At 69.2% G+C, this 26,813-nt stretch carries 27 protein-coding genes; 12 read left to right on the top strand and 15 right to left on the bottom strand.

The window, feature by feature from the left end:
• Positions 1 to 39: 39 nt before the first annotated feature.
• Positions 40 to 606 (bottom strand): peptide deformylase, encoded by a 567-nt coding sequence (def, locus tag RAC69_RS02820; protein ID WP_375084955.1) that lies wholly within the window; start codon positions 604 to 606, stop codon positions 40 to 42.
• A 61-nt stretch (positions 607 to 667) separates the two neighbouring features.
• Between def and RAC69_RS02815 the strand changes: the two genes are divergently transcribed.
• Complete coding sequence (locus RAC69_RS02815) at positions 668 to 1,771, top strand: DMT family transporter (RefSeq protein ID WP_375084953.1); 1,104 nt, start codon at positions 668 to 670, stop codon at positions 1,769 to 1,771.
• An 11-nt stretch (positions 1,772 to 1,782) separates the two neighbouring features.
• Here the strand turns inward: RAC69_RS02815 and pgl are convergent, their stop codons facing one another.
• The 8 genes from pgl to RAC69_RS02775 form a co-directional block, all read right to left on the bottom strand.
• Positions 1,783 to 2,562, bottom strand: a complete 780-nt coding sequence (gene pgl, locus RAC69_RS02810; protein WP_373557866.1) for a 6-phosphogluconolactonase — start codon at positions 2,560 to 2,562, stop codon at positions 1,783 to 1,785.
• A gap of 5 nt (positions 2,563 to 2,567) precedes the next feature.
• On the bottom strand, positions 2,568 to 3,503 hold the full coding sequence (locus tag RAC69_RS02805; protein ID WP_341934232.1) for a glucose-6-phosphate dehydrogenase assembly protein OpcA: 936 nt from the start codon (positions 3,501 to 3,503) through the stop codon (positions 2,568 to 2,570).
• Positions 3,500 to 5,050, bottom strand: coding sequence for a glucose-6-phosphate dehydrogenase (gene zwf / locus RAC69_RS02800; RefSeq protein ID WP_375084950.1), 1,551 nt, complete (start codon positions 5,048 to 5,050; stop codon positions 3,500 to 3,502). Before zwf ends, RAC69_RS02805 begins: the two co-directional genes overlap by 4 nt.
• A gap of 22 nt (positions 5,051 to 5,072) precedes the next feature.
• On the bottom strand, positions 5,073 to 6,680 hold the full coding sequence (locus RAC69_RS02795) for a glucose-6-phosphate isomerase (RefSeq protein ID WP_375084948.1): 1,608 nt from the start codon (positions 6,678 to 6,680) through the stop codon (positions 5,073 to 5,075).
• On the bottom strand, positions 6,677 to 7,789 hold the full coding sequence (tal, locus tag RAC69_RS02790) for a transaldolase (RefSeq protein WP_375084947.1): 1,113 nt from the start codon (positions 7,787 to 7,789) through the stop codon (positions 6,677 to 6,679). The genes RAC69_RS02795 and tal overlap by 4 nt, the downstream gene beginning before the upstream one ends.
• A 14-nt stretch (positions 7,790 to 7,803) precedes the next feature.
• Positions 7,804 to 9,903: a transketolase gene (tkt, locus tag RAC69_RS02785; protein ID WP_375084945.1), complete on the bottom strand. Its 2,100-nt coding sequence runs from the start codon at positions 9,901 to 9,903 to the stop codon at positions 7,804 to 7,806.
• Between the two features lie 229 nt (positions 9,904 to 10,132).
• On the bottom strand, positions 10,133 to 10,609 hold the full coding sequence (locus tag RAC69_RS02780; protein ID WP_375084942.1) for a hypothetical protein: 477 nt from the start codon (positions 10,607 to 10,609) through the stop codon (positions 10,133 to 10,135).
• A 335-nt stretch (positions 10,610 to 10,944) separates the two neighbouring features.
• Positions 10,945 to 11,478, bottom strand: coding sequence for a hypothetical protein (locus RAC69_RS02775; protein ID WP_375084940.1), 534 nt, complete (start codon positions 11,476 to 11,478; stop codon positions 10,945 to 10,947).
• A 141-nt stretch (positions 11,479 to 11,619) separates the two neighbouring features.
• On the opposite strand from RAC69_RS02775, the gene RAC69_RS02770 reads away from it, so the two are divergent.
• The gene (locus tag RAC69_RS02770; protein WP_375085300.1) at positions 11,620 to 12,534 is read left to right on the top strand and encodes a heme o synthase; all 915 of its coding nucleotides are present in this window, start codon (positions 11,620 to 11,622) and stop codon (positions 12,532 to 12,534) included.
• On the opposite strand, the gene RAC69_RS02765 is transcribed toward RAC69_RS02770, so the two are convergent.
• Positions 12,480 to 12,953, bottom strand: coding sequence for a hypothetical protein (locus tag RAC69_RS02765; protein ID WP_375084938.1), 474 nt, complete (start codon positions 12,951 to 12,953; stop codon positions 12,480 to 12,482). The two genes, RAC69_RS02770 and RAC69_RS02765, sit on opposite strands and share 55 nt — an antisense overlap.
• Before the next feature lie 81 nt (positions 12,954 to 13,034).
• On the bottom strand, positions 13,035 to 14,168 hold the full coding sequence (locus RAC69_RS02760) for a heme A synthase (protein WP_375084937.1): 1,134 nt from the start codon (positions 14,166 to 14,168) through the stop codon (positions 13,035 to 13,037).
• A 235-nt stretch (positions 14,169 to 14,403) separates the two neighbouring features.
• On the opposite strand from RAC69_RS02760, the gene sufB reads away from it, so the two are divergent.
• The 7 genes from sufB to RAC69_RS02725 are packed head-to-tail and all read left to right on the top strand — an operon-like array spanning position 14,404 to position 21,001.
• The gene (gene sufB / locus RAC69_RS02755) at positions 14,404 to 15,822 is read left to right on the top strand and encodes a Fe-S cluster assembly protein SufB (protein WP_341934243.1); all 1,419 of its coding nucleotides are present in this window, start codon (positions 14,404 to 14,406) and stop codon (positions 15,820 to 15,822) included.
• 1 nt (position 15,823) lies between these two features.
• Complete coding sequence (gene sufD / locus RAC69_RS02750) at positions 15,824 to 17,029, top strand: Fe-S cluster assembly protein SufD (RefSeq protein ID WP_375084935.1); 1,206 nt, start codon at positions 15,824 to 15,826, stop codon at positions 17,027 to 17,029.
• Complete coding sequence (locus tag RAC69_RS02745) at positions 17,026 to 17,352, top strand: non-heme iron oxygenase ferredoxin subunit (RefSeq protein ID WP_341934245.1); 327 nt, start codon at positions 17,026 to 17,028, stop codon at positions 17,350 to 17,352. Before sufD ends, RAC69_RS02745 begins: the two co-directional genes overlap by 4 nt.
• Positions 17,353 to 18,123, top strand: a complete 771-nt coding sequence (gene sufC, locus RAC69_RS02740; protein ID WP_375084933.1) for a Fe-S cluster assembly ATPase SufC — start codon at positions 17,353 to 17,355, stop codon at positions 18,121 to 18,123.
• A gap of 9 nt (positions 18,124 to 18,132) precedes the next feature.
• The gene (locus RAC69_RS02735) at positions 18,133 to 18,465 is read left to right on the top strand and encodes a metal-sulfur cluster assembly factor (RefSeq protein WP_096715510.1); all 333 of its coding nucleotides are present in this window, start codon (positions 18,133 to 18,135) and stop codon (positions 18,463 to 18,465) included.
• 2 nt (positions 18,466 to 18,467) lie between these two features.
• Positions 18,468 to 19,622: a MalY/PatB family protein gene (locus RAC69_RS02730; RefSeq protein WP_375084931.1), complete on the top strand. Its 1,155-nt coding sequence runs from the start codon at positions 18,468 to 18,470 to the stop codon at positions 19,620 to 19,622.
• A complete protein-coding gene (locus RAC69_RS02725; protein ID WP_375084929.1) occupies positions 19,619 to 21,001 on the top strand; it encodes an MFS transporter in 1,383 nt (460 codons plus the stop codon). The genes RAC69_RS02730 and RAC69_RS02725 overlap by 4 nt, the downstream gene beginning before the upstream one ends.
• Position 21,002: 1 nt before the next feature.
• Here RAC69_RS02725 and RAC69_RS02720 read toward each other — a convergent pair whose 3' ends face one another.
• Positions 21,003 to 21,572: a TetR family transcriptional regulator gene (locus tag RAC69_RS02720; protein ID WP_375084928.1), complete on the bottom strand. Its 570-nt coding sequence runs from the start codon at positions 21,570 to 21,572 to the stop codon at positions 21,003 to 21,005.
• A 53-nt stretch (positions 21,573 to 21,625) separates the two neighbouring features.
• Between RAC69_RS02720 and RAC69_RS02715 the strand changes: the two genes are divergently transcribed.
• Genes RAC69_RS02715 through RAC69_RS02705 form a run of 3 tightly spaced genes read left to right on the top strand, consistent with a single transcriptional unit; the run spans position 21,626 to position 23,527 of the window.
• A complete protein-coding gene (locus RAC69_RS02715; protein WP_375084926.1) occupies positions 21,626 to 22,210 on the top strand; it encodes a biotin transporter BioY in 585 nt (194 codons plus the stop codon).
• A gap of 52 nt (positions 22,211 to 22,262) precedes the next feature.
• The gene (locus RAC69_RS02710; RefSeq protein WP_375084925.1) at positions 22,263 to 22,937 is read left to right on the top strand and encodes an energy-coupling factor ABC transporter ATP-binding protein; all 675 of its coding nucleotides are present in this window, start codon (positions 22,263 to 22,265) and stop codon (positions 22,935 to 22,937) included.
• Positions 22,934 to 23,527: an energy-coupling factor transporter transmembrane component T family protein gene (locus RAC69_RS02705; protein WP_375084923.1), complete on the top strand. Its 594-nt coding sequence runs from the start codon at positions 22,934 to 22,936 to the stop codon at positions 23,525 to 23,527. The genes RAC69_RS02710 and RAC69_RS02705 overlap by 4 nt, the downstream gene beginning before the upstream one ends.
• Here RAC69_RS02705 and RAC69_RS02700 read toward each other — a convergent pair.
• The 3 genes from RAC69_RS02700 to RAC69_RS02690 all read right to left on the bottom strand — a co-directional run bounded on the left by RAC69_RS02700 (position 23,474) and on the right by RAC69_RS02690 (position 26,809).
• Positions 23,474 to 24,790, bottom strand: a complete 1,317-nt coding sequence (locus RAC69_RS02700; protein ID WP_375084922.1) for an acyltransferase — start codon at positions 24,788 to 24,790, stop codon at positions 23,474 to 23,476. The two genes, RAC69_RS02705 and RAC69_RS02700, sit on opposite strands and share 54 nt — an antisense overlap.
• A gap of 97 nt (positions 24,791 to 24,887) precedes the next feature.
• Entirely contained in the window at positions 24,888 to 25,559 is a 672-nt protein-coding gene (locus RAC69_RS02695; RefSeq protein ID WP_375084920.1) for a response regulator, read from the bottom strand.
• Positions 25,556 to 26,809 (bottom strand): sensor histidine kinase, encoded by a 1,254-nt coding sequence (locus RAC69_RS02690; RefSeq protein ID WP_375084919.1) that lies wholly within the window; start codon positions 26,807 to 26,809, stop codon positions 25,556 to 25,558. The genes RAC69_RS02695 and RAC69_RS02690 overlap by 4 nt, the downstream gene beginning before the upstream one ends.
• Between the last annotated feature and the right edge of the window lie 4 nt (positions 26,810 to 26,813).

The raw sequence follows: 26,813 nt of genomic DNA, 5'->3' as shown, positions 1-26,813 counted from the left end.
GCAACTCCACAGACCCTTTGAGCGGGCTGAAAGGTAAGGTCAGCCTTCCAGGTTGTCGACTCCCGGCATCCACGCGGCTCCCGGGCGACCCCAGCCACGCTTCTTCGCGATCTTCTGGACCGTCTTCCAGTCCCGATCGGAAAGCCGGTCGATGTAGAGGATGCCGTCGAGATGGTCGAACTCATGCTGCATGATGCGCGCGCGCCAGCCGTCGACGGAGATCTCGACAGGCGCACCCTCGAGATCCGTCCCGGTCACGCGCACACGCTCGGACCGGCGCAGCGCGAAGCGTTCTCCGGGGAACGACAGGCACCCCTCGGACTCGAGGTCCTCGTCGGGCTCGCCCGGCTCCAGCGGCACCATCCACAGCTCGGGGTTGATGATGACCCCGCGCCAGGGCTGATCGTCGTCGTCGACGTACGTGTACGTGTAGATGCGCAGCGGCACTCCGACCTGAGGCGCCGCGAGGCCGACGCCCGGCGCGGTGTCCATGGTCTCGAACATGTCGGCGACGAGGGTGCGGACCTCGTCGGTGATCTCCTCGACGGGCGAGGCGGGGGAGTGCAGGACGGGATCGCCCATGATGCGAATCGGAAGTACAGCCACGCCATAACCCTATCCGGCGGGGATCGGCGGGTAGGGTCTTGGTGTGAGCATTGCGGTGTGGATGACTGGGGCTGAAGACTTCACCGACCAGCTGGTCGGTGTCTTCCAGAACCCCAAGCTGCTCCTCGGCATCCCGCTCGCCCTCGCGGGCGCGGTGTTCATGTCGCTGGGGGCGCAGTACCAGCACCGCGGCGTGGAGAAGGTCGAGCGCCTCAGCGGAGCTCAGGGCACCAGCGGCCTCAGCGGCGGTCAGCTCAGGGCCCTGCTCACACGACCGTCCTGGTTGGCGGGCACGCTCATGCTCGGACTCGCCATCGTGTGCCAGCTCGCCGCGCTCTCGCAGGCGCCGCTCATCGTGGTGCAACCGCTCGGCGCGATCGCCCTCGTCATCACGACCCTGCTCAACGCGCGGATCTCCGGACACTCGCCGACCCGCCAGTCGATCACCGCGATCGTGTGCTGCGTCGGCGGCATCTTCCTCTTCGTCTCGTTCGCGGCGCTCTTCGCGACCGAGAAGAAGATCGGCGACAGCGAGCTCTTCACGATCCTCGCGATCCTGCTGGTCGTCATCATCGTTCTCGGCGCCTGCTGGCTCGTGCTCCGCCGCCGTATGCGCGCGCTGTTCTACGTCATCGGTGCCGGCATCCTCTACGGCTTCGTCGCCACGCTCGCCAAGGCGGTCATCAACCGCATCGAGGCCGGCAACTTCGAATGGATCACGCTCATCTGCGTGATCGCTCTCGTGGCCGCCGGGGCCGTCGGGGCGTACTTCGTGCAGACCGCCTACAGCTCGGGCCCGCCCGACCTCGTGATCGCGGGACTCACGGTCGTCGATCCGCTCATCGCCGTGCTCATCGGCATGGTCGTGCTCGGCGAGGCCGCCGCCGCTCCGGGCTGGGTGCTCGTGATCTTCGGCGTCGCGGGAGCGATCGCCGTGTGGGGAGTCGTCGGTCTCGCGCGGTACCACCCGCAGGTGCTGAGCGAGAGCCAGGAGCTCGGCATCACACGGGGGAGCGACGGATCCGGCGCGCCCACGGTTCAGACGACACAGGATCAGACAGCCGGGGAGCAGACGGCCCGAGATCAGACGGCCCGGGATCAGACGCAGCAGGCGCCGGCACCGCAGGAGCAGGCTCCGGCGCCCCGGGGCGACCAGGACGCCTGAGGCAGCGAGCGTCAGTACGCGGGATCGATGAGGTCGGGAGAGACCTCGGATGCCGCGGCGTCATCGACGAAGAACACGGTGCGCTTGCGTCCCTTGGCGCCGGCGGCCGGAACGCTCGTGTAGCTCGCGCCCGCGAGGGCCAGCCCGAGCGCAGACGCCTTGTCGGCACCGGTCAGCACGAGCCACACGCGCTTCGACGCGTTGAGCACCGGGCGGGTGAGGGTGATCCGCTCGGGCGGCGGCTTGGGCGAGTTGCGCACCGGGAGCACGGCCGCATCGGTCACCGTGACCTCGGGGCGGTCGGGGAAAAGCGACGCGATGTGCCCGTCGGGGCCCACACCGAGGAAGCACACGGCGAATGACGGCCACGGGTTCTCGTCGGTGCCGAACTGCGCGAGCTCCGCGGCGTACGCCTCGGCAGCCTCGTCGAGAGTCAGACCCTCGCCGGCGGCAGCCGTCTCGTGGATGTTCTCCGGAGGAACGGGGATGTGGTCGAGCAGGGCCGCGCGGGACTGCACCGCATTGCGGTCGGCGTCGTCACGGGCGACCCACCGCTCGTCACCCCACCAGAAGTGCACGAGCGACCAGTCGATGTTCGCCGCACGGGGGTGCTCCAGCGTCGCCCGCAGCACTGCGCCGCCCATCGATCCACCCGTGAGGGCGACGTGGGCGATGCGGCCATTGCGGGTCCGCGCGCGGAGGCGGGTGAGGAATCGGTCGGCGACGCGCTCGGCGACGGCCCCCGGAGTGGTCTCGACCACGACCCGCTTCTCCGCGGGCGTTGTCTGCATCGACATCATGCTCCTGTCTCGGGCGGACCCAGCTTCTCCCAGCCCTCGGTGATCACTCGACCGTACAGGAGGTCGGGGTCGAGGCGACGCAGCTCCTCGGCGAGGCACTCGCGCAGCGTGCGACGGGGAAGGTGCAGGTCGTGGTCGGGCTGGCCGGGCTGCGTGAGCACGGCGTCGCCCGGCGCAGGGCGCTCGAGCAGGATGTCGCCGGACGCGCGGGTCAGGCGCACCGACTTGATGCCCTCCTGCCACGTGTCGGGGTTCTCGTACGACCACTTCACCGGCACGTCGAGTGCCATCTGCAGCCAGGCGGCCAGCAGGGCGGTCGAGGGAGAGGCCGAGGCCCCGCGGACCTCGACGCCCGTCACCTCTTCGAACGGCGGCTGGTCGAGCACGGCGGCGAGCTGCTCGCGCCAGTGCGTGAGACGCGTCCAGGCGAGGTCGGTGTCGCCGGGTTCGTGCGTCTTGCTCAGCAGTGCGAGGCGGTCGCGCACGTCGGGGGAGGTCGCGGCATCCGTGATCCGGCGTGCAGCGATCTTGCCGAGGGGAGACGTCGCGGGCGACGTCGGTGCCTCCTCGGGCCACCAGGCCACCACGGGGGCGTCGGGCAGCAGCAGGCCGGTGACCAGGCTCTCCTGGTTGCTGGCTGCGGCGCCGTAGGCGCGCAGCACCACGACCTCGCTGGCCCCGGCGTCTCCGCCGACGCGGATCTGCGCGTCGAGATGCGCTTCGCCTTCGCCGGTGGTGAGCACGATCACCCGCATGGGGTGCTCGCGCGACGCGTCGTTCGCCGCGTCGATCGCGGCTTCGGCGATCCCGTTGCGCGCGGAGATCACGAGGGTGAGCACGCGTCCCAGGGCGACGGCGCCGCCGTCCTCGCGCACCTTGACGAGCTGCTTGGCGACCTGGCTGACGGTCGTGTCGGGAAGGTCGATGATCACGGTCGTCTCCAGACTCGTCCGTCGCGGGCAAGAAGATCGTCGGCTGAGGCGGGGCCCCACGATCCGGGTGCGTACTGGTCCACAGGGCCGCCCGCGGACGCCCAGTACTTCTCCACCGGGTCGAGGATCTTCCAGGAGAGCTCGACCTCTTCGTGGCGGGGGAACAGGGGCGGGTCGCCGAGCAGCACGTCGAGGATGAGGCGCTCATAGGCCTCGGGGCTCGCCTCGGTGAACGCGTGGCCGTAGCCGAAGTCCATCGTGACATCGCGCACGTTGGTGCCGTTGCCGGGAACCTTCGACCCGAAGCGGATCGTGACCCCCTCGTCGGGCTGCACGCGGATCACGAGCGCGTTCTGACCGAGCTCCGAGGCGTTGGAGCGGCCGAACAGGTGCTCGGGCGCGCGCTTGAACACGACGGCGACCTCGGTCACGCGGCGACCGAGACGCTTGCCTGTGCGCAGGTAGAACGGCACTCCCGCCCACCGGCGCGTGTCGATCTCGAGCTTGATGGCCGCGTAGGTCTCGGTGGCGGACTTCGGGTCCATGCCATCCTCGTCGAGGAAGCCGGTGACCTGCTCGCCGCCCTGCCATCCGCCCGCATACTGACCGCGGGCGGTCGCGAGCGAGAGGTCGTCCGGCACGTGCACGGCCGCGAGCACCTTCTCCTTCTCCGCCCGCAGGTGCTCGGCGGAGAGGCTGATCGGCTCCTCCATCGCGGTGAGTGCGAGCAGCTGGAGGAGGTGATTCTGGATGACGTCTCGCGCAGCGCCGACGCCGTCGTAGTAGCCGGCGCGGCCGCCCACTCCGATGTCCTCGGCCATGGTGATCTGCACGTGGTCGACGTAGTTGCGGTTCCAGATCGGCTCGTACAGTTCGTTGGCGAAGCGCAGCGCCAGGATGTTCTGCACGGTCTCCTTGCCGAGGTAGTGGTCGATGCGGAAGATCGAGTCCGGAGCGAACGCGACCTCGAGAGCCTCGTTCAGCTCGCGAGCGGACTCCAGATCGTGCCCGAACGGCTTCTCGATCACCACGCGGCGCCAGTGCTCGGCGTCGTCGGCGTCCGCCCCGACCAGACCGGAGTCCTTGAGCTGCTTCGCGACGAGCGGGAAGTCCTTCGGCGGGATGGACAGGTAGTAGGCGTGGTTGCCCATCGTGCCGCGCTCGACGTCGAGCTTCTCGACCGTCTCGCGCAGCTTGCGGAACGACTCGGGGTTGTCGAACTCACCCGACACGAAGCGGATGCCCTGCAGCAGCTGGGTCCACGTCTCCTCGCGGAAAGGCGTGCGTGCGTGCTGCTTGACGGCGTCGTAGACGACCTGGGCGAAGTCCTGGTCCTCCCAGTCGCGTCGCGCGAAACCGACGAGCGCGAAGCCGGGGGGCAGCAGACCGCGGTTGGCCAGGTCGTACACGGCCGGCATGAGCTTCTTACGGGACAGGTCACCCGTGACGCCGAAGATCACGAGGGCGCTGGGCCCGGCGATCCGGTTGAGGCGGCGGTCGTCTGGGTCGCGCAGCGGATTGTGTGCGCGCGAGATGGGAACGGACATCAGTGGGAGATTCTCCAGGCTGTTACTTCTGAGCTGCTTCGAAGAGGGTGAGCACGTCGGCCGACGAATCGGTGATCGTCAGGGTGACGACCGGACGACCGTGCTCGGCGAGGACACCGGCATCGCCGGCGGCCTGCGCCTCGATGAGCTGACCGAACGTGAACGGACGACCGGGGATCTCGAGGTCCACGTCGGTGCGCTCCAGGATCTGCAGGTACACGCCCTGAGCGGGACCGCCCTTGTGGTACTGGCCGGTGGAGTGCAGGAAGCGGGGGCCCCAGCCGAACGTGGTCGGGCGACCGGAGTCGGCGGCCACGAGTTCACGGAGGCCCTGCAGCTGCGGCAGGTCGAGGCGGTTCACGTAGGCCTGGATCGAGACGTAGCCGTCGTCGGGGAGACGCGCCCAGAGTGCGTCGAGCACTCCTTCGACGTTCCCGGACACCGCGAGGGCCGGGTCCGACACGCGCACCTCGACGCCGTCCTGCACGAAGGCCGGAGTCGTCGCTTCGGGGCGGGCGTCGAGCAGGCCGCGTGCCGCGACCTTCGCGGATTCCACGTCGGGCTGGTCGAATGGGTTGATCCCCAGCAGGCGACCGGCGATCGCCGTCGCGTACTCCCACACGATGAACTGCGCACCCAGCGTTCCGCTCACGAGGATCTCGCCCTGGTGCCGCTCGCGGAGGTGGAACTCGGCTGCATCGTCGACGAGTCTCACGATCTGCAGATCGGCGGGCTGCGTGTCGAGCTCGGGCGAGACCGGCAGCAGGACGACCGGGAGGATGCCGGTGGCGTCCTTGCCGGTCGATTCGGCGATCAGCTGTTCGATCCAGTCGGGCAGACCGTTGATGTGGGTGCCGTCGGTGACGAGGCCGAGCTTGTCGCGGCGGGGCGTCGTCGCGGCGATCGCGGCACCGAGGCGCAGCGCGGGGTTCTCGGCGGAGTCCACCGCGACCTCGAGCAGCGACGCCTCGGCCTCGTTCAGCAGTTCGTCGATGTCGACGCCGGCGAGGCCGGACGGCACGAGTCCGAACGCGGTGAGCGCCGAGTAGCGTCCGCCGACGTTCGGGTCGGCGTTGAACACGCGGTAGCCCGCCTCACGCGCCGAGGCGTCGAGCGGTGAGCCCGGATCGGTGACGACGACGATGCGCTCGGTCGGGTCGATCCCGAGGTCGCGGAACGCGGCCTCGAACGTGCGACGCTGCGAGTCGGTCTCGACCGTCGACCCCGATTTCGACGAGACGACGAGCGCCGTCTGCTCGAGGCCGTCGTCGAGGGCTGCGAGCACCTGGCCGGGGGCCGTGGAGTCGAGGATCGTCAGCGGCACGCCGGCCGTCTGCGCGATGACCTCGGGGGCGAGCGACGATCCGCCCATCCCGGCGAGCACGATGCGGGCGACACCTCTCGCCTGCAGCTCATCGCGCAGCGCGACGATCTCGGCGACCAGCGGCCGCGAGATCGACACGGCCTCGACCCATCCGAGACGGACGGAGGCCTCGGCTTCGGCAGCGGGGCCCCAGAGGGTCGCGTCACCGCTCGTGATGCGCGAGGCGACGAGATCGCGGACGAGAGCCGGAACGGTCTCGTCGATCGCGACACGCGCCGCTCCCGACGCGTGGATCGCGAATGTCATCGCTGGGCCTCCAGCGCCTCGGTCACCTGACCGAGGAGGTCGTGCCACGAATCGATGAACTTGGCGACGCCTTCGTCCTCGAGCACCTGAGTGACGTCGGTGAGGTCGACGCCGACGGCGGCGAGCCGGTCGAACACCTCGTGCGCCTCCGCGTAGCCGCCGGTGATCGTGTCGCCGGTCACGACGCCGTGGTCGAAGGTGGCCTCGAGGGTCTTCTCGGGCATCGTGTTGACGACGCCGTTCGCGACCAGCTCGGTCACGTACAGGGTGTCGGGCAGGCTCGGGTCCTTGACACCGGTCGAGGCCCACAGCGGCCGCTGCAGGTTGCCGCCGAGGCTCAGCAGGTCCTGAGCGCGCTTCTCGGCGAACTTCTGCTCGAAGAGCTCGTAGGCGAGGCGAGCGTTGGCGAGGCCCGCCTTGCTCTTGAGGGCCTTGGCCTCGTCGGTGCCGATCGCGTCGAGACGCTTGTCGGTCTCGGTGTCGACGCGCGACACGAAGAACGAGGCCACCGAGTGGATGGTCGACAGGTCGAGGCCGGCCTCGTGAGCGCGCTCCAGACCGGTCAGGTACGCGTCGATGACGTCGGCGTAGCGCTCGAGGCTGAAGATCAGCGTGACGTTGACGCTGATGCCCGAGGCGATGGCCTCGGTAATCGCCGGGAGGCCGGCTTTGGTCGCGGGGATCTTGACGAGCAGGTTCGGGCGGTCGATCTTCGACCACAGCTGCTTCGCGGAAGCGACCGTGCCCTCGGTGTCGTGCGCGAGGTCGGGGGAGACCTCGATCGAGACGCGTCCGTCGACGTGACCGGACTTCTCCCACACCGGGCGGAACACGTCGAGCGCGTCGGCGACGTCCTGCGTGGTGGCGGCGAAGACGGCATCCTCGGCGCTCGTGCCCGTCGCGGCCAGCTCGGTGAGCTGCGCGTCGTAGGACGTGTCGTTCTTGTTCGTGATCGCGTTGGCGAAGATCGTCGGGTTCGTGGTGACGCCGACGACGTTGCGGCTCTCGATCAGCTCGGCCAGGTTGCCCGACGAGATGCGGGTGCGCGACAGGTCGTCGAGCCAGATGCTGACGCCGGCGGCTGCGAGGTCTGCGGTGGGGGTGCTCATGAAATGCTCCTAGATCAGTTGGCGCTGTCGGCCAGGGTCTCGCGGGCGGCGGCGACGACCGCCTCGGTGGTGATCCCGAACTTCTCGAACAGGGTCTTGTAGTCGGCGGAGGCCCCGAAGTGGTCGATGCCGACCGAGCGGCCGCGGTCGCCGACGATGCCGCGCCAGCTCAGTACGGAGCCGGCCTCGACCGACACGCGAGCGGTCACGCTCTTCGGGAAGACCGACTCGCGGTAGGCCTCGTCCTGCTCGTCGAACCACTCCAGCGAGGGGGCGGACACGACGCGGACGCCCACGCCCTCCTTCGCCAGCTCGGCGCGGGCGTTGACGGCCAGCTGCACCTCGGAGCCCGTGGCGACGATGATGACGTCAGGAGTGCCGTTCGGCGCCTCGGCGAGCACGTACGCGCCCTTCGAGACGTTGTCGGCCGAGGCGAGGACATCGCCGGATGCCGCGCCGTCACCGCGCTCGAACACCGGGATGTTCTGACGGGTCAGCGCGATGCCGGCGGGGCCCTCGTGGCGGCGGAGGATCTCCAGCCACGCAGCGGCGGTCTCGTTCGCGTCGGCGGGACGCACGAGCGTGAAGTTCGGGATCGCGCGCAGCGTGGCGAGCTGCTCGACCGGCTGGTGGGTGGGGCCGTCCTCGCCGAGGGCGACGGAGTCGTGGGTCCAGACGAAGATGCTGGGGACGTTCATGAGGGCGGCGAGACGCACGGGCGGGCGCATGTAGTCGCTGAAGATGAGGAACGTGCCGCCGAACGCACGGGTCGGGCCGTGCAGCACGATGCCGTTGACGATCGCACCCATGGCGTGCTCGCGGATGCCGAAGTGCAGAACGCGTCCGTACGGGCTGCCCGACCACTCGTGCGTCGACCACTCGGCCGGGATGAAGGACTTCGCGTCCTTGATCGTGGTGAGGTTCGACTCGGCGAGGTCGGCCGATCCGCCCCAGAGCTCGGGGAGCTCTGCGGCGAGGGCGTTGATGACCTGACCGGAGGCCGCGCGGGTCGAGACGTCCTTGCCGCTCTCGAACACGGGGAGGGCCGACGTGATGTCGGAGGGGAGTTCCCCTGCCTCGAGGCGGTCGAGCAGCGCCTTGCGCTCGGGGTTCGCGGCGGCCCAGGCGTCGAACGACTCCTGCCAGGCCGCGCGGGCCCCGGCGGAGCGAGCGGCGAGTCCGCGCGTGTGCTCGATGACGTCGTCGGCGACGACGAAGTTCTGCTCGGGGTCGAACCCGAGGACCTTCTTCGTGGCGGCGAGCTCGTCGGCGCCCAGCGCCGAGCCGTGGATCTTGCCGCTGTTCTGCTTGCCGGGCGACGGCCAGCCGATGATGGTCTTGAGGATGATGAGCGACGGCTTCGAGGTCTCGCCCTTGGCCGCCTCGATCGCGGCGTAGAGCTCGGCGACGTCTTCGACGTACTCGCCGGACTTCTTCCAGTCGACGGTCTGCACCTGCCAGCCGTAGGCCTCGTAGCGCTTCGCGACGTCCTCGGTGAAGGCGATGTTCGTGTCGTCCTCGATCGAGATCTGGTTGGAGTCGTAGATCGCGATGAGGTTGCCGAGCTGCTGATGTCCGGCGAGAGAGCCGGCCTCGCTGGTGACGCCCTCCTGCAGGTCGCCGTCACCGGCGATCACGTACACGAAGTGGTCGAAGGGGCTGGTGCCCTCTGCGGCCTCGGGGTCGAACAGGCCGCGCTCGTAGCGGGAGGCGTACGCGAAGCCGACCGCCGACGCGAGACCCTGACCGAGCGGACCCGTGGTGATCTCGACGCCCTTGGTGTGGCCGTACTCGGGGTGGCCGGGGGTGAGCGAACCCCACGTGCGCAGCGCCTCGAGGTCGCTGAGCTCCAGGCCGAAGCCACCGAGGTACAGCTGCACGTACTGCGTGAGCGACGAGTGACCGGCGGAGAGGATGAAGCGGTCGCGGCCGAGCCAGTGTGTGTCGGTCGGGTCGTGACGGAGAACCCGCTGGTACAGGAGGTATGCGGCGGGAGCCAGGCTCATCGCGGTGCCGGGGTGGCCGTTGCCGACCTTCTCCACAGCATCCGCAGCCAGCACACGGGCGGTGTCCACCGCGCGCCGATCGATTTCATCCCACTGCAATTCCGACACGGTGAAGCCCTTCTGCAACAGTTCGATAGCGCCTGGATCGCAGCATCGCGGTCCGCTTCGTCACGGAGATGGTGGATGTGCGCCGGGCGCGCGAGTCCCCCCAGCATAGCGCCGCGGGTCGGCTCGCTTACCCCCTTTACAACGCTGCATGACGCGGGTAATTCCCGCGCGGGCGGGCGCCGCGTGACGCTGCTGGGACTGCGGTTCAGGGGCCTCGGAACGTGGTCTCTCAGCAGCCGGGCGCGTCGCCTCTCTCGGTGCAGGTGTGCGCGACGAGGGCGGTGCGGGCGTCGAGGACGCGGATGCGCTGCGGGGGTCCGTCGGTGATGATCTCGCCGGTCACGGGGATCCATCCTCCGCCGAGGTCGATCTCAGCCGTGTAGTGGATGTCGACGTCGGCGAAGAAGACGCCGCGCCGCTCGTACACGTGGCTGGTGGGGGTCGGCGTGAACTGTGCTTGACCGAGGTCGGCCCAGCTTCGTCCGGGAGTCGTGAGCAATGCGGAGGTTCCGTCGCCGTAGGAGTACTCGTAGGAGGTCGGAGTGAAGCGGACGCTCAGCGGAGCGCCGAAGAGCGTGCCCGTGACCGTGTGGGGCTCGGCTGCGGCGACGAAGTTCGCGGGAAGGCCAGCGACTCCGATTCCGCCGGGCTCGACGGTGGCCGAGGTGGCCGGGGGAGCGAACTGCTGCAGATCGGCGATGGTCACCGTCGGCGTCGCCGGAGCAGGACCCGGAGTGGGGAGCTCGGCCGTCGGACGGAGGAGATCGGCGCAACGGATCGTGCCGTCGTCGTCGAGGCACTTCGCCAGCGCGATTGACCGCGGACTCGGCGTCCGGGGCGCTGTGGGTGCCTCATCACTCCGCGTCGAACGCGACGGCGGAGTGCCTCGCTTCTGCTGCGTACCGGAGATCGTGAGCCTGGAACCGTCCGTGCTGCTGCAGGCGCCATTGGTGAGGGCTTTCGTGTCACACCCCGATGCCATGGAGACCGGTAGTCCGATGAAAGACCCAGCGAGCAAGAGCAGTGAGACCGCCATCGACGTCAGCATTCGAACTCCTCCGCAGCCTGGGTGTCGCTGATCAACAGCCTTCTATTCGACTCGACGAAGCTCAGCTCAAGCAGGACTCTCGTGGGTCGGTCGATCGGGGTGACGTCGATACCACTCGAATCGAGGATCTTTGTCCCACTCACGTCGATGCATGCCGTGGCGTCGATTTCGATCGGGGATCGATCGAGCTTGGCTTCGAGTCCCGTGAAGTGCGCCACGACACCCTCGCCCACGAACGTGACGTTCTGGCTGCCGATCTGGCGAGACGACTCGATGTCGGTCTCCAGGGCACTGCCAGTGAGGTAGACACTCGGATCGGCCGCTGCATCGCCTGTCAGTTCGGCATTGACCGCGTCGTTGTACTCCCGGTAGACCTCCTCGGCCGCCGCGAAAGCCTGTTCCTCACTGGCGAATGCGGGAGTCGGCGACGGCGTCGGATCGGGTATTGGCGCACAGCTGCACAGCATTCCGATGAGCACAGTGACGGCGCCCGCCGCGGGACAGGAGATGCGAGAGAGCAGGGGCATCCGGTCACGGTAGACGCATCTCGTCCGCGCTCGCCGGCGTTATCCACAGGGGCTGACAGGGTTCGCGGGGCGCTCGGGACCAGCATCCGCGTGCCTTAGACTGGAAAAGCTGTCGTGACGCGTGCGGAGGAGGCGATCGAGATCTCGACGATGTCTGATCAGACCGTTGTGAAGAAATCCATCGGTCGCACGGTGAAGGCGTACGTCGCCCTCACCAAGCCGCGCGTCCTCGAACTCCTGCTGGTGTCGACCGTCCCCGTGATGTTCCTCGCCCAGGGCGGGCTCCCGAACATGTGGCTGGTCGTCGCGACCGTGATCGGCGGCTCCATGAGCGCCGGCTCCGCCGCCGCGTTCAACATGTACCTCGACCGCGACATCGACGCGCATATGCACCGCACCGAGAACCGCCCGCTCGTGACGGGGGAGATCACCCCGCGCGGGGCGCTGATCTTCTCGTGGACCCTCGCCGTCCTCTCGACGGTCTGGCTGTGGTTCACGACGAACTGGCTCGCGGCGACGCTGTCGGCATCCGCCATCTTCTTCTACGTCGTGATCTACACGATGATCCTCAAGCGCCGCACCGAGCAGAACATCATCTGGGGCGGCATCGCCGGATGCTTCCCGGTGCTCATCGGCTGGGCGGCCGTCACCGGATCGCTCGACTGGCCGGCCTTCATCCTCTTCGCGCTCATCTTCCTCTGGACGCCGCCGCACTACTGGCCGCTGTCGATGAAGTACAAGGACGACTACGACGATGTCGACGTGCCCATGCTCGGCGTGACTCGCAACGCGTCGCAGGTCGGCCTTCAGGTCATCCTGTACGCCTGGGCGACCGTCGCCTGCTCGCTGCTGCTCATCCCTATCGCGAGCATGGGCCTCGTCTACACCGTCTCCGCTCTCGTGTTCGGCGGATGGTTCATCTATGAGTCGCACCGCCTGTACAACCAGGCCGTGCGTGGGAACGAGGCGCGGCCCATGCGGGTCTTCCACGCCTCGATCACCTACCTGACGCTGATCTTCGTCGCGGTCGCGGTCGACCCGCTGCTGCCGTTCTGACGCTCGTCAGCTACCGTCTCGATTACCGCGTCGCCCGGGGCGGCTGAGGTCTCCGCGTCTGTCTCGTCGAGCCGGTCTGCCGCCGGCTCGGGCGATGTCGGCTCGTCGGCCGTCGGCTCCTGCGCGGTCCAGTCGATGGCCTCGACGGCGACCGGCGCGGCCGCCGGGAGCAGCGACTGCACGGCCGACAGTGCCACGGCGATCAGGATGCCGATGATGCCGGCACCGAGGAGTACCGCTCCCACGACGACGAGCGACTGTCCCACGTACACGTCGACTCCCGTCGCGGTGTTGGCGAGCAGCGTCGTCGTCATCGAGCCGACCTGGCCGGCGACGAGCCACGCGCCCACTCCCGCTGAAGCGAGCGACAGGACGAGGAGGAGCCAGAAGCCGATGCTGCGTGTGAGTGACTTGTTCATGCCAGCCACGGTGCCGGACGACGTGATGAGAGCCTGATGCGAGCGCTATGCATCACCTGTGCCGGGCGGCTTCGGCGGTGCTCAGGCCGTGGCGGCGACCGGCTTCTTGAGGTGCAGCACGACGACCGTGTAGGTCGCGGCGGAGAGCGACGCCAGAACCATGTGGATGCCGACGAGCAGCGGCGGGAGACCCTCGCGCGCCTGCCACACGCCGACGCCGACCTGCACCGCGATCGCGATCACGAGCGCGAGAAGCCACTTCCGCGGTTCGAGCTTCAGCACCCAGGCCGACACCGTCAGCGCGAGCACGAGAACCGCGAGGACGTAACCGGGCCAGGAGTGCACGTGCGCGAGGATCGTCGCGTCGAAGCCGTGACGCAGCACGTCGGCGTCACCCGAGTGCGGGCCGGAGCCCGTGGTGAGCACGCCGAAGACGATGGTCACCGCGAGCGCGAGTCCCGTCACGTGGCTGAGGATGGCGAACCAGGTCGGCACCGCACGCTCGCGCGGGCCGGGAACAGCGTAGAGGCGCACGAGGAAGGCAGCCGTCACGCACACGAGCAGCAGTGACGAGGTGTAGTGGAAGCCGACGATGAACGGGTTGAGCCCGGTCAGGACGGTGATGCCGCCGACCAGCGCCTGGGCCACCACGCCGATGAGCACGATCCAGGCGAGGGCGAGGAGGTCGCGTCGTTCCGGCGCGCGTCGAGTGAACCGCACCGCCGCGACGATCACGGCGAGGAGGAGCACGGCGGTGGCGACCGAGAACACCGGGGTGTCGGACCCGGGCGCGGCGAGGTGCGCCACGAGGGTCGCGATTCCGAAGGCGACGGCCGCGGCGACGATGCCGCCGGCGGCGAACCAGAGAGCGGAGACGACGCTGCGCCTGCCGCCCGTGCGCTGCAGGACCAGCAGCACCACGACCAGCGCGATGATGCCGACCACTCCGGTCATCAGTCGGTTGCCGAACTCGATGACTCCGTGGATTCCCTGATCGGCATAGATCGGCACGAGCGATTCGGGGGTGCAGAGCGGCCACTCCGAGCATCCGAGTCCCGACCCGGTGAGACGCACGGCGCCACCCGTGCCGATGATGATCGTCTCCGCGACGAACGACAGCCAGGCGAAGATCCGCAGCATCCGTCCCCACACGTCGGTGCGTGCCGCCACCGGAACGGTGGAGCGGGGGGAGGGGGCGGTGGTGGTGTCGGGCATTGGTCTCTCCGAACCGCGGGGCGGACACGGCGAGCGGCCCTGTCGTCAGGCGGAACCTGTAGAATCGGATTGTTGCGATGAGCGCTGACCGCGCTGAAGCATCGTCAACAGTTTAGGCGCGATGGAAGCGCCGGTGATGAGGGCCCACCAACGGCACCCGCTCCCGCAGACTCGACGGGGATCAGGTGTGTCGGGGCGGATTACACCGTTTTGGGACCTGTGAGGAGAGTGTGAGATGTCGGATGTGCTGATCGACCGCCCGGAGCTCGAAGGCCTGGGGGTGTACGAATTCGGATGGCACGATGAGGACGCCGCAGGTGCGGTCGCGCAACGTGGCATCTCCGAAGAGGTGGTCCGCGGGATCTCCAGCCTCAAGAGCGAACCCGAATGGATGCTGAAGACCCGTCTCAAGGGATATCAGCTGTTCGGGCGCAAGCCGATGCCGACGTGGGGCGCCGACCTCAGCGACATCGACTTCGACAACATCAAGTACTTCGTCCGCTCCACCGAGAAGCAGGCGCAGTCGTGGGAGGACCTCCCCGAGGAGATCCGCGAGACCTACGAGCGTCTCGGGATCCCGGAGGCCGAGCGCCAGCGCCTCGTCGCGGGTGTCGCCGCCCAGTACGAGTCCGAGGTCGTCTACCACCAGATCCGCGAGGACCTGGAGCAGCAGGGCGTCATCTTCATGGACACCGACACGGCCCTCCGTGAGCACCCCGAATTCTTCGAGGAGTACTTCGGCACCGTGATCCCCGCCGGCGACAACAAGTTCGCCGCGCTGAACACGGCCGTCTGGTCTGGTGGATCGTTCGTCTACGTCCCGAAGGGCGTGCACGTCGAGATCCCGCTGCAGGCGTACTTCCGCATCAACACCGAGAACATGGGCCAGTTCGAGCGGACCCTGATCATCGCCGACGAGGACAGCTACGTCCACTACATCGAGGGCTGCACGGCCCCGATCTACAAGTCGGACTCGCTGCACTCGGCCGTCGTCGAGATCATCGTGAAGAAGAACGCCCGCGTGCGCTACACGACGATCCAGAACTGGTCGAACAACGTCTACAACCTCGTCACCAAGCGCGCGGTCGCCCACGAGGGCGCGACCATGGAGTGGGTCGACGGCAACATCGGCTCCAAGGTGACGATGAAGTACCCGTCGATCTACCTGATGGGCGAGCACGCCAAGGGCGAGACGCTCTCCGTCGCCTTCGCCGGTCCCGGCCAGCACCAGGACGCCGGCGCCAAGATGATCCACATGGCGCCGTACACGCAGTCGTCGATCGTCTCGAAGTCGATCGCCCGCGGCGGCGGTCGCGCCGGTTACCGCGGCGAGGTGCGCGTCGACGCGAACGCCCACCACTCGGCGAACACGGTGCGCTGCGACGCGCTGCTCGTCGACACCAAGTCGCGCTCCGACACCTACCCGGCCATCGACATCCGCGTCGACGACGTGCAGCTCGGCCACGAGGCCACGGTCTCGAAGGTCAGCGAGGAGCAGCTCTTCTACCTGCAGTCCCGCGGCATGCCCGAGGACGAGGCGATGGCGATGATCGTGCGCGGCTTCATCGAGCCGATCGCGCGCGAGCTGCCGATGGAGTACGCGATGGAACTGAACAAGCTCATCGAGATGGGCATGGAAGGATCGGTCGGCTGAGATGACGACCCCTACGACGACGCCCACCGCGTCGCGCTCCTCCAGCGCGCACGTGGACCCCGCCGCCCAGGTGGCCGATGCCGGCTTCGTGCCGGTCCAGACGCGCTCCGAGCGACCGCACTCGTTCGAGCCGACCGATTTCGGCACCCCCTCGGGGCGCGAGGTCAACTGGAAGCACACGCCCGTCGCGAAGCTCGCGCCGCTGTTCGCGGTCGCCGGCTCGACCGACGGTGTGACCTACTCGTTCGGCGCGGGGGAGCAGTACCTCGCCGCCCCGCTCGCCGCCGGTGCAGCTCCGCGCGGTGAGGTCTTCCTCGCGGAGGACGTCACGTCGGCCGTCGCCTGGCAGGGTGCGACCGAAGCGCTGCACGTCCGCATCCCGCGCGAAGAAGAGGTCGCCGAGCCGGTCTTCATCACGATCGAGGGACAGGGCGCCGATCAGCGCGCCGACGCCCACATCGTGATCGAGGCGCTGGAGCACAGCTCCGCGACGGTCGTGCTGCAGCACACCGGCTCCGCGCAGTACGCGCAGAACGTCGAGATCATCGTCCGCGACGGCGCGAAGCTCAGTGTGATCAGCCTGCAGCAGTGGCACGACGACGCCGTGCACGCCTCGGCTCACCAGGCCCGCGTCGCCGCGGACGCCACGCTCAAGCACTTCGTCATCAGTTTCGGCGGCGGTGTCGTGCGCGTAAACCCGAGCGTCGAGCTCGCGGGCGCCGGCTCCGAGGGGTACCTCTACGGCCTCTCCTACGCGGATGCCGGACAGCACCTCGAGAGCCAGGTCTACCTTCACCACAAGGGCCCGCACACGAAGGGCGACGTCCTCTACAAGGGCGCGCTGCAGGGCGAGAGCGCGCACTCGGTCTGGATCGGCGACGTGCTGATCGGGCCGGATGCCACCGGCACCGACTCCTACGAGGCGAACCGCAACCTCGTGCTGACCGAGGGTGCTCGCGCCGACTCGATCCCGAACCTCGAGATCGAGACCGGCGACATCCTCGGCGCCGGTCACGCCAGCGCGACCGGTCGCTTCGACGACGAGCAACTGTTCTACCTGCAGGCCCGCGGTATCACCGAGGAGGAGGCACGCCGCCTGGTGGTGCTGGGCTTCCTCAGCGACATCGTGCAGCGCCTCGGCATCCCCGCCCTCGAGGAGGAGCTGCTGGCCGCGATCGAGACCGAGCTCGCCGAGGTGAACGCATGACCGCACAGCGCGTCTGCGGTGTCGACGAGCTCGAGCTCGACACCCCCCTGCGCGTCGAGCCCGACGGCGTCCCGATCACGGTGATCAAGGACTCCGACGGCGTGATCCACGCGATCGGCGACACCTGCACGCACGGCGACATCTCGCTGTCCGAGGGCTTCGTCGAGGGTGACACGGTCGAGTGCTGGGCCCACGGGTCCGCCTTCTCGCTGATCACCGGCAAGCCCCAGAACCTCCCCGCTTATGAGCCCGTCCCGGTCTACGTCGTCGAGATCGACGGCGACGACGTGCTCATCGACCCGACTGTGACGAAGGAAGTCTGAATGTCTGTTCTCGAAATCCGCGACCTGCACGTGACGGTCGAGACCGAGGCCGGGACCACCCCGATCCTCAACGGAATCACCCTCACCATGAACACCGGTGAGACGCACGCGATCATGGGCCCCAACGGCTCGGGCAAGTCGACCCTCGCGTACACGATCGCCGGTCACCCGAAGTACACCGTGACCTCCGGCTCGATCACGTTCGACGGCCAGGACGTCCTCGAGATGAGCGTCGACGAGCGTGCGCGCGCCGGTCTGTTCCTCGCGATGCAGTACCCGGTCGAGATCCCCGGCGTCACCGTCACGAACTTCCTCCGCACCGCGAAGACGGCTCTCGACGGCGAAGCGCCCTCGATCCGTCAGTGGACGAAGGACGTCAAGGCGTCGATGGCGAACCTGCGTATGGACCCGAAGTTCGCGCAGCGCAACGTCAACGAGGGCTTCTCGGGCGGCGAGAAGAAGCGCCACGAGATCCTGCAGCTCGAGGTGCTGAAGCCGAAGTTCGCCGTTCTCGACGAGACCGACTCCGGCCTCGACGTCGACGCGCTGAAGATCGTCTCGGAAGGCGTCAACCGCGCCAAGGAGGCCACCGGTCTCGGCGTGCTGCTCATCACGCACTACACGCGCATCCTCCGGTACATCCGCCCCGACCACGTGCACGTCGTCGTCGCGGGCAAGATCGTGGAGGAGGGCGGCCCCGAGCTCGCCGACCGTCTCGAGGAAGAGGGATACGACCGTTTCCTCGACCCCGCGGCTCCTCTCGAGGCGTAGGCTGATCGCATGACAGCCGCCACCCTCACCGACGAGAAGTACGACGAGGTCACCGAGGCTCTCAAAGACGTCATGGACCCGGAGCTCGGGATCAACGTCGTCGACCTCGGCCTCATCTACGACCTCGCGTGGGATGACGAGAACGACGCTCTCGTCATCCACATGACGCTCACCAGTGCCGGCTGCCCGCTCACGGACGTGCTCGAGGACCAGACCGCTCAGGCTCTGGACAACGTCGTCGAGCGCTTCCGCATCAACTGGGTGTGGATGCCGCCGTGGGGCCCGGAACGGATCACCGACGACGGCCGCGACATGATGCGCGCCCTCGGCTTCGCGATCTGAGGATGCTCGAGGTCAAGGCGCTGCCGCTGGCCGAGCTGCGGGAACGCAGCAGCGAGAAGTGGCGCGAGTACCCCGAGGACGTCCTGCCGCTGTTCGTGGCCGAGACCGACTTCCCGCTCGCTCCGGCGGTCTCGGCGGCGCTGCATCACGCCGTCGAGATCGGCGACACCGGCTACATCGCATCGCGCACGCCGCTGCCGGCGACGTATGCGGCGTTCGCCGAGCGCCGGTTCGGCTGGACTCCGGACCCGGCTCGCATGCGCACCACGGCGGACGTGAGCATGGGGATCGTGGAGATCCTCCGACGCGTGACCCAGCCGGGGGAACGCGTCGTCGTGACGCCTCCGGTGTACCCGCCGTTCTACGACCTCGTCGAAGAGGCGGGCGCCGAGATCGCGCGGGTGCCGCTGCACGACACCGGCACCGCATGGGAGGTCGATCTCGACGGCATCCGCTCGGCCCTCGAAGACGGTGCAACGGCGATCCTGCTCTGCAACCCCCACAATCCGACCGGGACCGTGCACGACCGTGCGTCCCTTCGCGCCCTCGCCGAGTTGGCCGACGAGTTCGGGGCCGCCGTCGTCTCCGACGAGATCCACGCGCCGCTCGCGCAGCCGGGTACGGGGTTCACCCCGTTCCTCCACACGGGAGAGGCCGCCGAGCGTGTCGGGTACGCGGTGGTCAGCGCCAGCAAGGCGTTCAACCTCGCCGGGCTCAAATGCGCGCTCATGGTCACGGCATCCGACGCGACGAGCGCCGTCGTGCGCGGACTCCCGATCGAGGTGGAGTGGCGCACGGGACAGCTCGGTCTGCTCGCGGCGATCGCCGCCTTCTCCGACGAGAGCGACCCGTGGCTCGACGGTCTGTTGCGCACCCTCGACGAGAACCGGGTGCTGCTCGAAGACCTGCTGGCGGCTCGTCTCCCCGAGGCCCGGTACCGCATGCCGGACGCCGGCTACCTCGCGTGGATCGACCTCTCCGGACTCGGGTGGGGCGACAACCCCTCCCGGCGCATCCTGCGTGAAGCCAAGGTGGCGCTGCACTTCGGTCCCGCCTTCGGCGCGGAGGGTGCGGGCTACGTGCGGTTGAACTTCGGCACCAGCCCGGAGATCATCACCGAGGCCATCGAGCGCATCGCCGCGCTCGTCGGCCGATGAGCGACGCCGCCGCGGACTCCGTCTCCATCTGGGACCGCGAGCGCATCTGGGTGACGGCCGGTTCGGTGGCCCTGATCTTCCTGGCGGCCATCGAGGCACTCGCCGTCACCACTGTGATGCCGATCGTCAGCGACGCACTCGACGGGCAGGCGCTGTACGCGGTCGCGTTCGCGGGCACGCTCGCGACGAGCGTGATCGGGATGGTCGCCGCCGGCGCGTGGTCGGACGCGCGCGGCCCCCGCGGAGCTCTGTACGTCGCCGTCACCCTGTTCTTCATCGGCCTGCTGCTGTCGGGATTCGCCACGACCATGCACCAGTTCCTCGTCGGACGCCTCGTGCAGGGGCTCGGGACCGGCGGACAGACCGTCGCCCTGTACGTGGTCGTGGCCCGGCTCTACCCGCCGCATCTGCACGGGCGGATCTTCGCCGCGTTCGCGGCCGCGTGGGTGGTGCCGTCGATGATCGGACCGTTCCTCGCCGGGGCTGTCGCGGAGTACCTCGACTGGCGGTGGGCGTTCCTCGGCGTCGCGGCTCTCACCGCTGCCGCGTTCGTGATGATCGCCGTGCGCCTCCGCGGACTCGACCTGGGGCACGGAGAGCCGCAGGACCGTCGGGCCCTCGTCGTGCGCATGGCCCTGGCGGTCGTCGTCGCGGTGTCCGCCGTGGTGGTCGGGTTCAGTGCCGACATGGATGCCGCGATCGGCTGGCCCGTCGCCCTCGGGGCGATCGCCGTGATCGCCGTCGCCGTGCTGCCGCTGCTGCCTCGTCGGACCCTGCGCGCCGGACGCGGTCTGCCGAGCGTCGTGCTCATGCGGGGGATCGTCGCCGGCACGTTCTTCGCGGCAGAGGCCTACATCCCCTACCTGCTCATCGAGCGGTACGGCTTCACTGCGACATGGGCGGGGCTCGCTCTCATGTTCGCCGCCTTCGCCTGGGCAGGAGCCTCGCAGCTGCAGGGCCGGTACGGCGAACGGCTCGGGAACCTGCGCATCACGCTGCTCAGCCTCGCGCTGCTGTTCGTCGCCATGGTCCTGGTGATCCTCGCTGCTCTGGGGGCCGTGTCGCCGGTGCTCGTCGTGATCGGCTGGGGCTTCGCCGGGGGAGGGATGGGGCTGCTCTATCCGCGGCTCACCGTGCTCACCCTGGCCTATTCGGAGCCGGGCAACCAGGGGTTCAACTCGTCGGCGCTGTCGATCTCCGACTCCACCGGCGCGGCCATCGTGATCGCGGTGGCGGGTCTCTCGGTCGCGACCCTCGGCGGAGGAGTCGATGCCTTCCCCGTGGTCTTCGCGCTCTGCGTCGTGCTCATCGTCGTCGCGCTGATCCCGGGCCTGCGGCTCGGCCATGCCGCGGAGCCGGCCGCGACTCCCGGTCCGTGAGTCAGGCGGCGGACCGCGAGCGTGCTGATCCGGCGAGAGCCGTGATGCCCAGGTCGAAGATGCGATCGAGGCCCGCGGTCGCGTCGTCGCCGGCAGCCGGGGACGCTGCTCCGTAGCTGTCGGCGTGCATGCGCTGCTGCACGAGGGTCGCGTGACCGAGGATGAAGTGCATCAGTGCGACGGCCCTGTCCTGAGGGTCGTCGGCCCCGGCGCGGCGCAGTGCTTCTTCGAGAGCGGATTGGGCGTATGACGACCCGAGTCCGAGCGCAGAGGTGCTGAGCACCAGTTCGGCGCCGTCGCGATACGTGAAGAGCGCGTCGCGGACGCGGCGGGCGAGCGGCAGGACGTCGTCTGCGACGGCGCGGAGGGGCGCGGTGATCCGGTCGCTGAGGGCGGCGAGCAGTTCCTGCTTGCTCGAGAAGTGCCAGTACAGTGCGCTGGGCTGCACGTCGAGGCGGGCGGCGATCCGCCGCATCGAGAGATCGGCCAGGCCGACCTCGTCGAGCAGGGCGAGAGCGACGTCGGCGACGCTGTCGCGGTCGTGTCGTGCCGAGTTGTGCTCCGGAGTCATGACCTCACTATAGTGAACACCGTTCAGGTGAACAGTGTTCAGGAGGAAGAGCCATGACCCCGCACCGCACCGAGATCGGCCGCGATCTCGCCCGCATCGCCGTCTTCGCCGCGCTCATCGTCGTGCTCGGCACCGTCACGATCCCGATCCCCGGGGGCGTGCCGATCACGGCTCAGACGCTCGGAGTGATGCTCGCCGGTGCCGTTCTCGGTCCCCGTCGCGCGCCGCTCGCGGTCGCGCTCGTCCTCGTCCTCGCGGCGGTCGGGCTCCCCGTCCTCGCCGGCGGACGCGGCGGCCTCGGAGTGTTCGTCGGACCGACAGCGGGGTATCTCCTCGGATGGGTGGTGGGCGCCGTCGTGATCGGTCTCATCGTCCGCGCGAACCGGATCACCTGGTGGCGCACGGCGCTGGGTGTGGTGGTCGGCGGGATCGCGGTGGTCTATGCCTTCGGCATCCCGGTGCAGGCGTTCGTGCTCGGCATGGATCTCGCGCCCACCGCGCTGTCGAGCCTCGCCTTCCTGCCGGGGGACCTGCTCAAGGCCGCCGCCGCCACCGCTCTCGTCGTGGCTCTGCGGCGCGCATACCCGCCGGCGTTCGGGCTGCGCTCGACGGCGCCCGCTCGCGCCCGTGCGGTCTGAGGCCCAGGGCCCCGGGTTCTTTGTCGACCGACGCTCGGTCGGCAGAGCCGTGGTGCACGGAATCTCCGTCGACGGGGTGTCCGTCGAGCGCGAGGGGCGGACGATCCTGCGCGACGTGACGCTCGACCTCTCCGCACGGCGGACAGCTGTCATCGGCGCGAACGGCTCAGGCAAGTCGACGTTCGCACGCCTGCTGAACGGCCTGGTCGCCCCGACGAGTGGAACAGTCGTCGTGCGCGGACGGGACGTGCAGCGAGACCTCAGGGCCGTGCGTCGCGAGGTCGGATTCGTCTTCACGGACCCGCAGGCGCAGATCCTCATGCCGACCCCCGCCGAGGATCTCGCACTCTCTCTGCGCGATGTTCCCGGCCCCGAGGCGAGCCTGCGCGTCGCGGCGATCCTGTACGAGCACGGTCTCGCCGATCACGCCGATGCGCCGGTCTCGACTCTCTCGGGAGGCCAACGGCAACTGCTCGCACTGGCCTCCGTGCTCGCGACGACGCCGTCGCTGATCGTGGCGGATGAACCGACCACGCTGCTCGATCTTCGGAACGCGCGTCGCGTCGGCGACCTGCTGCTGGCGCAGGACGCGCAGGTGGTCATCGTCACGCACGACCTCGGCCTCGCGGCGCGGTGCGACCAGGCGGTGCTGTTCGACGACGGGAGGGTCGCGGCATCCGGGAGGCCCGCCGTCGTGATCGAGCAGTACCGCCGGAGCTGCGCATGATCCAGCTCTACCGCCCCGGCGACAGCATCCTGCACCGTCTGCCGGCTGCCCCCAAGCTCGCGGGACTGGCCGTCGTCGCGATCGCCGTGTCGACGTTCGCGCTGGACGCGTGGTCGGCGACGGGGGTGCTGCTCGGCGTGTGCGCTCTGTACGCGCTGGCCCGGATGCCGTGGCGAGTGCTCGCGGCGGAGGTCTGGCGTCTCCGGTGGTTGATGCTGGTGCTCGGTGGGTTCCTGTGGTTCTTCGTCTCGCCGATCGCCGCCTGGGTGAGTTCGACCCGCGTAGTCGCGCTGATCCTGCTCGCCGGGCTGCTCACGCTCACCACCCGCATGGGCGAGCTGCTCGCGACTCTGCGCCGGGCCCTCCGACCGTTCCGCCGGTGGGGCGTCGACGTGGACGCGGTCGCGATGACGATCTCCCTCGCGATCACGATGATCCCCGTGGTCGCCGCGTTCGCGACGGATCTGCGGGACGCGCAACGGGCGCGGAACGTGCGGGTCGGCATCCGTGGCATCGTCCCGTTGCTCGTGCGCACGCTACGCCACGCGGACGACGTCGGCGATGCCCTCGCGGCGCGCGGGCTCGTCTGAGCCGCGGGCGAGCCGCACGGCGAGCCAGAAGACGAGCACCGCGATGACGGCGGTCAGGACCGAGGTGCCGGTCGTCAACAGCGTCACGACGCCGCCGATACCGAAGACCACAGCCCACCGCAGTCGTCGATGCGAGGTCGTCGCCACCGGGGCAGTGCGATTCTCGAATCGGCCGAGCAGCACAGCGATCAGGGCCGTCGCCGCAAGAGCGGTCGCGAGCCAGAGCGGACGCTCCGTCCACCAGGCTGCGCTCCCGGGTTCGGACGGCATGACTCCCGTCGTCAGAGCCACGAGGGCCGTCAGACCGGCCATCGTCAGCAGGACCGGCATGTGCCAGAGATAGACGGTCATCGTACGACGGTTGACGAACGCCGAGAACGCGGCGGGGAACGGGCGCAGGCTGATGCGCGCGATGCGCTCCCTGAGCAGGACGACAGCGCTCAGGTGGACGACGCCCACGAGGAGCAGTGCACCGCTCGGTGGGTTGATGTTCGCGACGAGGTCGGGGGAGTAGACGCCCATGACGAAGGTCGAGATCAGGGCACCGAGAGCGGTGCCCCCGGTGATCGCGACCGTGCGGCGGCGCAGACGACCTATCGTGCCGTCGGCGAGGAAGAACCCGAGCTGCTGCACCGCGAGCCACACGAAGGCGAGGTTCAGGAAGCCGATGCCGTCGACCCCGGTGGTCGCACGCGTGACGTCGACGGCGATCGACGCGAGCACCAGCAACGAGAGCGTCGCCACGGGCGCCCGGCGGTGAGCTGCGGCGAGAGCGGGCAGCAGCGCCTGGCACAGGAGGAACACGCCGAGGAACCACAGCGGCTGTCCGAATCGATAGCCGGCGGTGGCGACGATGTCGGCCGGGACGCCGGTCAGACCCAGCACGGCGAGGAATGCGCCAACGACACCGACCGACAGTGCGGCAGGGCGGAGCAGTCGGTGCACGCGGCCGGCGACGAAGGACGCGGCGGTTCCGCCCCTTTCCGAAGCACGACGGTGAGCGAGGAACCCCGCGAACCCACCGATGACGAAGAACAACGGCATGACCTGCAGTGCCCAGCTGACCGGGACGATCCACCATGCACCGTCGCTCGCGTTCGCGAAGACGGGTTCGGAGTCGGTCACGGTGACGCCGACCATGATGCCGTGGAGCACGACGACGCCGAGCACGCAGAGGGCGCGGAGCAGGTCTATACCGGTGTCCCGTCCCCGGGGCGCCGGCGCGGGCGGAGCGGTGAGACGGGGTGCCTCGACGATGGCCATGAGTCCTCCTCGGATCAGCTGTCCGAGGAGCGTATGAAGCCGGTGAGACCGCCCGCATCACACCGGAGGGTCGTTCCACCCCCTACCGGAGAGGGAGTCAGGATGCGGGTTCGACGAGACCCGTGTCGTAGGCGAGGATCACGGCGTGCACGCGATCGCGCAGTCCCAGCTTCGACAGCACCTTGCCGACGTGGGTCTTCACCGTCTGCTCGGCGATGAACAGGTCGGAGGCGATCTCGGAGTTCGAGCGGCCCCTGCCGATCAGCACGAGGAGCTCGCGCTCGCGATCCGTGAGCTCCGCGAGGGCGGTCGACGCCCTCGGGGTGCGGGGCCTGCGTCCGGCGAACTGCTCGATCATCCGCCGGGTCACGCTCGGAGCCAGCAGTGCATCGCCCGCCGCGACCACCCGGACGGCGTGCACGAGCTCCTCGGGCAGGGCATCCTTGAGCAAGAACCCGCTCGCGCCCGCCTCCAGCGCGTCGTACACGTAGTCGTCGATGTCGAAGGTCGTCAGCATGAGGATGCGGGGCACGTGCGCGGCCGGATAGGTCGGCCCGAGGATGCGGCGGGTCGCCTCGATGCCGTCGACCTCCGGCATCCGCACGTCCATGAGGATCACGTCCGGGTCGAGCCGCGCTGCCATCGTCACTGCCTCCGCACCGGTCGCGGCCTGCCCTGCGACACGGATCCCCTCATGCGCATCCAACAGGGCGGCGAAGCCTGCGCGGACCATCGCCTGGTCGTCGGCGATCAGGACGGATACGGTCACGAGGTCTCCTCGGGGTCAGTGGCAGAAGGGTGCCGGGGCACGGCGCTCGAGAAGGGCAGGGATGCCGTGACCTCCCAGCCTCCGTCAGCGGTCGGGGAGGCGAGGAACGTGCCGCCGAGCAGTTCGACGCGCTCTCGCATGCCGCGCAGGCCGTGACCCGATCCCCGGGTCTCCGTGACCTCCTCGGGCGGCGAGTTGCGGACCCGGATGCTGATGGCGGCAGCGTCTGCCTGGAGGCGCACCGTCACCGCCGCCCCGTGCGCGTGGCGCACGGCATTGCTCAGAGCCTCCTGGGTGATGCGATACGCCGCGATCTGCACTGCCTGCGGTGCGTCGGCGACGGGGCCCGTGATCTCCAGGCCGACGGTCACGCCGGCGCGGCGGAGCGTGTCCACGAGAGCCGGGATGTCGTCGATGCGCTGCTGAGGTGCGAGCTCGACGGTCTGATCCTCGGTGCGCAGCACGCCCAGCATCCGCCGCATCTCCGTCAGCGACGAGCGCGCGGTGGCCGCGATGCTCTCGAACTCCGCGACCGCCGCCTCGTCGAGCTCGGGCAGTCGATAGCGCGCGGTCGACGACTGCACCTGGATCACCGACATGCTGTGGGCGATCACATCGTGCAGCTCGCGCGCGATGCGCGTGCGTTCCTCGACGAGGGCTCGCCGCGACTCCTCGAGGGCCGAGTGCTCGCGCTCCCTGGTGAGCTCAGCCGCGACGCGCAGCCGGCCGGCGACGAGGGCGGAGATGAGGTAGGCGGCGGTGGCGACCGAGGCCGTGACGATGAGGTTCGCCGTGACGTTCGCCGCCACAGGAGCGCTCGAGACGACCTCCGAACGCAGCAGGGGCGCCGTCAGCGACGCAAGCGCACCGATCACGAGCGGGAAGGCGCCGAGTCGTGCGCCGTGCCGGAACGTCACGACGCTGACGGTGAGCACGAAGGCGAGGAGTGCCGGGACCGACCAGGGCCATGGCGCTTCGGTCGCGAGCTCGCGGGGCACCAGAAGGGGGAGCGCGAACGAGGCAGCCGTGGAGAGGGCGATCGCCCAGCGCGGTCGGGTGATGGCGAGCAGGGGCGCGCCGCAGGCCGCGGCGGCCAGGATGAACGACAGGGGCAGGGGAGTGCCGTAGAGGACGGCCGCGAGCGGCACGAGGGTGGCGTAGAGCGTGACGGACGCGGCGCCGAGCAGTGACAGGACCACCACGCGGCGGGTGAGACGCGGGCGCTCCGTGCGCTGCCGATCCCGTGCCATGACT

The sequence above is a fragment of the Microbacterium sp. LS_15 genome (assembly GCF_041954735.1).
In the GTDB taxonomy this organism is placed as follows: Bacteria; Actinomycetota; Actinomycetes; order Actinomycetales; family Microbacteriaceae; genus Microbacterium.
The sequence above is the reverse complement of the archived record's forward strand: the minus strand, read 5'-3'. Positions and strand labels throughout refer to the sequence as shown.

Coding starts and splice junctions, on each gene's coding strand:
- RAC69_RS02815 (WP_375084953.1), top strand. CDS start 668: ATGACTGGGGCTGAAGACTTCACCGACCAGCTGGTCGGTGTCTTCCAG.
- pgl (WP_373557866.1), bottom strand. CDS start 2,562: ATGCAGACAACGCCCGCGGAGAAGCGGGTCGTGGTCGAGACCACTCCG.
- zwf (WP_375084950.1), bottom strand. CDS start 5,050: ATGTCCGTTCCCATCTCGCGCGCACACAATCCGCTGCGCGACCCAGAC.
- RAC69_RS02795 (WP_375084948.1), bottom strand. CDS start 6,680: ATGACATTCGCGATCCACGCGTCGGGAGCGGCGCGTGTCGCGATCGAC.
- tal (WP_375084947.1), bottom strand. CDS start 7,789: ATGAGCACCCCCACCGCAGACCTCGCAGCCGCCGGCGTCAGCATCTGG.
- RAC69_RS02775 (WP_375084940.1), bottom strand. CDS start 11,478: ATGCCCCTGCTCTCTCGCATCTCCTGTCCCGCGGCGGGCGCCGTCACT.
- RAC69_RS02765 (WP_375084938.1), bottom strand. CDS start 12,953: ATGAACAAGTCACTCACACGCAGCATCGGCTTCTGGCTCCTCCTCGTC.
- RAC69_RS02760 (WP_375084937.1), bottom strand. CDS start 14,168: ATGCCCGACACCACCACCGCCCCCTCCCCCCGCTCCACCGTTCCGGTG.
- sufB (WP_341934243.1), top strand. CDS start 14,404: ATGTCGGATGTGCTGATCGACCGCCCGGAGCTCGAAGGCCTGGGGGTG.
- sufD (WP_375084935.1), top strand. CDS start 15,824: ATGACGACCCCTACGACGACGCCCACCGCGTCGCGCTCCTCCAGCGCG.
- RAC69_RS02745 (WP_341934245.1), top strand. CDS start 17,026: ATGACCGCACAGCGCGTCTGCGGTGTCGACGAGCTCGAGCTCGACACC.
- sufC (WP_375084933.1), top strand. CDS start 17,353: ATGTCTGTTCTCGAAATCCGCGACCTGCACGTGACGGTCGAGACCGAG.
- RAC69_RS02735 (WP_096715510.1), top strand. CDS start 18,133: ATGACAGCCGCCACCCTCACCGACGAGAAGTACGACGAGGTCACCGAG.
- RAC69_RS02730 (WP_375084931.1), top strand. CDS start 18,468: ATGCTCGAGGTCAAGGCGCTGCCGCTGGCCGAGCTGCGGGAACGCAGC.
- RAC69_RS02725 (WP_375084929.1), top strand. CDS start 19,619: ATGAGCGACGCCGCCGCGGACTCCGTCTCCATCTGGGACCGCGAGCGC.
- RAC69_RS02720 (WP_375084928.1), bottom strand. CDS start 21,572: ATGACTCCGGAGCACAACTCGGCACGACACGACCGCGACAGCGTCGCC.
- RAC69_RS02715 (WP_375084926.1), top strand. CDS start 21,626: ATGACCCCGCACCGCACCGAGATCGGCCGCGATCTCGCCCGCATCGCC.
- RAC69_RS02705 (WP_375084923.1), top strand. CDS start 22,934: ATGATCCAGCTCTACCGCCCCGGCGACAGCATCCTGCACCGTCTGCCG.
- RAC69_RS02700 (WP_375084922.1), bottom strand. CDS start 24,790: ATGGCCATCGTCGAGGCACCCCGTCTCACCGCTCCGCCCGCGCCGGCG.
- RAC69_RS02690 (WP_375084919.1), bottom strand. CDS start 26,809: ATGGCACGGGATCGGCAGCGCACGGAGCGCCCGCGTCTCACCCGCCGC.